3 protein-coding genes and 1 pseudogene are annotated in these 4,202 nt (G+C 70.7%); 1 reads left to right on the forward strand and 3 read right to left on the reverse strand.

Annotated elements, in window-relative coordinates; all coding sequences use genetic code 11:
* Window positions 1–139 (forward strand): annotated as a pseudogene (locus tag A9X05_RS32730) (MBL fold metallo-hydrolase); the annotation flags it as partial.
* Here A9X05_RS32730 and A9X05_RS19420 read toward each other — a convergent pair.
* The 3 genes from A9X05_RS19420 to A9X05_RS19430 all read right to left on the reverse strand — a co-directional run.
* Window positions 134–973 (reverse strand): enoyl-CoA hydratase/isomerase family protein, encoded by an 840-nt coding sequence (locus tag A9X05_RS19420; protein WP_067783466.1) that lies wholly within the window; start codon window positions 971–973, stop codon window positions 134–136. The pseudogene A9X05_RS32730 and the gene A9X05_RS19420 overlap by 6 nt on opposite strands.
* Before the next feature lie 51 nt (window positions 974–1,024).
* Window positions 1,025–1,318, reverse strand: a complete 294-nt coding sequence (locus tag A9X05_RS19425; protein WP_067783469.1) for a hypothetical protein — start codon at window positions 1,316–1,318, stop codon at window positions 1,025–1,027.
* Window positions 1,319–1,350: 32 nt separating this feature from the next.
* Window positions 1,351–4,202, reverse strand: a 2,852-nt coding sequence (locus A9X05_RS19430) for an AAA family ATPase (RefSeq protein ID WP_156736836.1), incomplete at its 5' end; no start/stop codon positions are given.

Genomic DNA, 4,202 nt, shown 5'->3' on the forward strand with positions numbered 1-4,202 from the left:
CCGCGTCGTCATACCCGCCCACGTCGACGGCTGGGCCCACTTCAGCGAGGGTGCCGAAGAATTCGCGGCGGCCTTCGACCAGGCCGGGATCGGCGACCGGCTGCGGGTCGCCCCGCACGGAGAGTGGATCGACCTATAGCCGTCCCTCGACCCGCAGGTCGGGGTGCACCCAGTCGGGTGAGCGGCGCTCCTTGAACGCGCGGAAACCCTCGCGGGCCTCGGCGTCGCTGAGGCTGCTGGTCATGCCGATGCGGTCATAGAGACCCAGGTAGCTGTCGATGCTCGACTTGATCACGCCGCGGGCCCGTGGCGCGGTCCGACAACACTGCGCGAGTAGCTCTTTCGCGGTGTCCAGCAGGTCCTCGTGCGGCACGACGCGGGTGACCAGGCCCCAGTCCAGGGCCTCCGCGGCGGTCAGCACCCGCCCGGTGAACATCAGGTCGCGGGTGCGCACCGGCCCGATGACGCGGGTGAGCATCTGGCTGTAGTAGGTGTCGGCGTAGCCGCGGAACAGCTCGGGGACGCGGAAGGTGGCCCGTTCGCTGACGATCGACAGGTCGCTGCACAGCGCGATCTGGAACCCGCCGCCCTGGCACAGGCCGTTGACCGCGGAGACGACGGGTTTGGCCGAGGTGCGCACCGTGTCAAACGGCGTGACGTCCATGCCCAGCGCGCCGCCGAAGGTGATCCAGTTGTCGGTGGCTCCCCCGCCGCCCATGTCACCGCCGGGCGCGAACACGTCCCCGGTCCCGGTGATCAGCAGCCCGGCCAGGTCCGCGTCCTCCGCGACACGTCCGACGGCGTAACGGATCCCGAAGTACATCGCGGGACTCAGGGCGTTGCGCGCTTCGGGGCGGTCGATGGTGCACACCGCGATCGACCCGTGCCGCTCGAGGGTGAGATACGGCGTGCCGAGCCAATCCCCCTCCGGCGGGCGGGGGGTGTCGTGCTGGGCCGGGGGAACCTGGGCCACGGGATTCCTCTCATCGGTCGCTACTGTCGCTCTTACAGTAGCCGCCACGACCTACAGGTACGGCAGCGTGGCCGTCGCGCTGGCCGCGGACGCGTCGTCGATCAGGGTGGCCAGTTGGTTCTGCAGCGCGGTCGTGGCCTCGCCCACCGGCTTGTCGCAGAACCGGCATCGAGCGGTGAACCTGGGCTGGTCGTCTTCGTCCGGCCAGAAGCGGCGGGGCCCCACTTGGGCGCCCGGGTCGAAAGCGACCGCCTGATGGGGGGCCTCCTTGAGCAGCCTCCCGACGGGATGGCCTTGTGGGCACTCGAGTTTCAGGATTGCGATGCCTTCTTGGTTGCCTACCATGCTCCACCGTCCTTTGTGTGTGTTGTCTGCCGTCAGCCGAGGCCGGCGTCGATGAGCAGCCGCGGCAATCCGTGTTGGGCGCACTGGGCACGCACCAGCGCGAGGTCGTCGTCGGCGGGACGTCCGGCGGCGGTGAGGGTTTCGACCAGCAGCAGGCGGGCCTGCAGGTTCGCCAGCGGCCGGGCGGCCGCGTCGATGCCGGCCAGCAGCGCGACGGCGTTCCGGCATGCCCGGTCGCGGTCGTCTCGGGCGCGGCTTCGGGCGAGCAGCCGGATGCCGGAGGCCGCGTCGAGCTCGGCGGTGACGGTGGCGATCCCGTTCCCGTCCCGGGGCACGTCGCCGGCGGCCCGCAGCCGGTCGGCCTCCGAGGGTTCGAGTTTCAGCCCCAGCCTGACCCGCTCGTGGTTGATGGCGGCCGCCAGGCGCGGCAGCCGCAGCTTCTCGGCCACCGCCATCCCGGCGTCGAGGCGGCCGATCGCCTCGTCGCGATCGCCCTGTGCGGCTTTGACTTTGGCGCCGACGACGTAGCGAGCAGCCAGGTAGTCCACCCCGCCGCCTTCCGGACCGAGGTGGTAGCTCTCCTCCAGCAGCGCGGCCGAATCGTCCAATTCTCCTGTCTCGTAGAGCAATTCGCCGAGCACGGCGCCGGCGATGCGGGCCGCGTAGGAGTGCGAGCCCACGGCCGAACCGATCTCGAACCCCTCGCGAAACTTGCGCAGCGCAAGCGGGATGTCGAGCCGCTGGCGGGCAGCGATGCCGGCCCAGCTGCACGAGTAGACGGCGCCCACCGCGCCGACCTGCTCGTTGAAGGGCTCCGCCCACGCCAGGAGTCGTTGCGCGGCCGGCAGATCGAAGCGGTAGATCGCCGCGAACGCCAACGCGGTGGCGGCGGCCTGCGGCAGCACGGGACGCAGCTCGTCCGCGCGGGACACGACGTCGGCCAACAGTTCCTCCAGCCCGTCGGTCCGGTCGGCATAGATCTCGGCCACCGCCCGCACCACGCTGGCTTCCAGGGTCAGGTCCGCGCGCCTCGCCTCGGGCAGGTCCGCCCTGGCCAGCGCGACGGTGAAGCGCTCCAGCGCGGCCTCGGTGGCCTCGCTGCGGTGCAGCAGGATGTTGGCCCACGCCGACGCGAGCTGCAACAGCGGCCGGGAGACCACGAGCTGCGGGGGTAGCTTCTCGACGAGGCCCAGAAAGGTCGTCATGCGGGACTGGTTGATCAGCGCCCTGGTTTCCAGGCGCTCGACCAGGTCGACCGCGTGCGCGGTCTCCCCCGCGGCCAGCGCGTGGTCGACGGCCTCGCTGATGTGGTCGTGCTCGGCGAACCACTCCGAGGCCGTGTGGTGCAGCTCGGCAAGACGATCGGGATCGTCGCGCTCGAGCCGGCGCCGCAAGAACCCCGCGAACATCTGGTGGTAGCGAAACCATTGCGGGGCATGATCAATGCGGCGCAGGAACAGGCCGCGCCGCTCGATGTCCTCGAGAATGGCGTGCCCGCCGCCGACTTCGGCCAGCACCGATGCCAGCTCACCGCAGATTCGTTCGGTGATCGAGGTCGCCATCATGAACTCGACCAGCTCGGGCTCCAGGGTGTCCAGGACGTTCTCGGCGAGGAATTCTTCGACCGCCTCGTCGTCGCCGGCCATGCGGCTGACCAGGTCGCCTGCGTCGCCGCCGCCCCGCAGGGACAGCGTCGCCAGTTGCAGGGCGGCGACCCAGCCGTCCGTCGAAGCGGTCAGCGCCGCCACGTCCTCTCCGGCCAGCTGCAGCCCCGCGACGTCATTGAGCAGGGACCGCGCCTCGTCATTGTCGAAACGCAGCTTCTCGCAATCGATTTCGACCAGCTCGTCGCGGACTCGCAGCTTGCTCAACGTCACGGCGGGGCGCGACCAGCTGGTCACGACGATCTGCAGGTGATCACCCCCGTGCTCGATCAGGAAGCGCAGGGCGTCGATCGCTTGGGGGTCGGACACCCGCTGCCAGTCGTCGACGACCAGGGTGATCGGTTCGCCGAGGTCGTCGATCGCGTCGATCAGCGAGGTCAACACGAAGCGGGTCGCCTCGTCGCCGCGCTGTTCGAGCATCTGCTCGAGCGGTTCGGCGAGGGCGGGACGCACCCGCCGGATCGCGGCGAGCAGGTGGGCGAGGAACCACACCACGTTGTTGTCGTCGTCGTCCACCGTCAGCCAGGCCACCGTCACGCCGGCGGCGGTCAGTTCGGCGCGCCACTGGGCCACCAGGGTGGTCTTGCCGTATCCCGACGGCGCGTGCAGGAGGATCAGCCGCCGGCGCCCGGCCTCGCGGAGCAGCGCCATCAAGCGGTCGCGCGGGACGAGCGATCGAGTCGAGGCGGGGGGACGGAATTTCGTCGCCGGCGCCGGCGGCGTCGACGCGGTTTCGCGAGCGCGGTACGCGGCCGCCGGGACTGTCGATCCCGCCAGGTCGACCGGCACGACCATGGTGTCGACGGGGATCCGGTGACGGCGTTGCGCCTCGCGCAGTTGCTCGCCGTATTCGAGCGCGGTGACCGGCCGGCGCGTGGGGTCGCGCGTCATGCCGGTCTCGATCACGGCGACGACGTCGCCGGGCACGCCCCGTTCGGTGAGCATTTCGGTAACCGACCGGCCCATCGGCGGGTGGCCGGTGAGCGCGCAGAACAGCGTCGCGGCCAGCGAGTAGACGTCGGAACCGGTTGTCGGCGTGGCGCCTTCGAGTAGCTCGGGCGCGATGAACGCGGGGGAACCGATGACCACCCCGGCGCGGGTCTCGAACCCGCCGGCGATCCGCGCGAGGCCGAAGTCGGTCAGCTGCGGCTCGCCGTAGTCGGTCAGCAGGACGTTTCCCGGCTTCACGTCGCGGTGCAGAATGCCGGAGCGGTGCGCGG

It is taken from the genome of Mycobacterium sp. E3298 (genome assembly GCF_001666895.1).
Taxonomy (GTDB): domain Bacteria; phylum Actinomycetota; class Actinomycetes; order Mycobacteriales; family Mycobacteriaceae; genus Mycobacterium.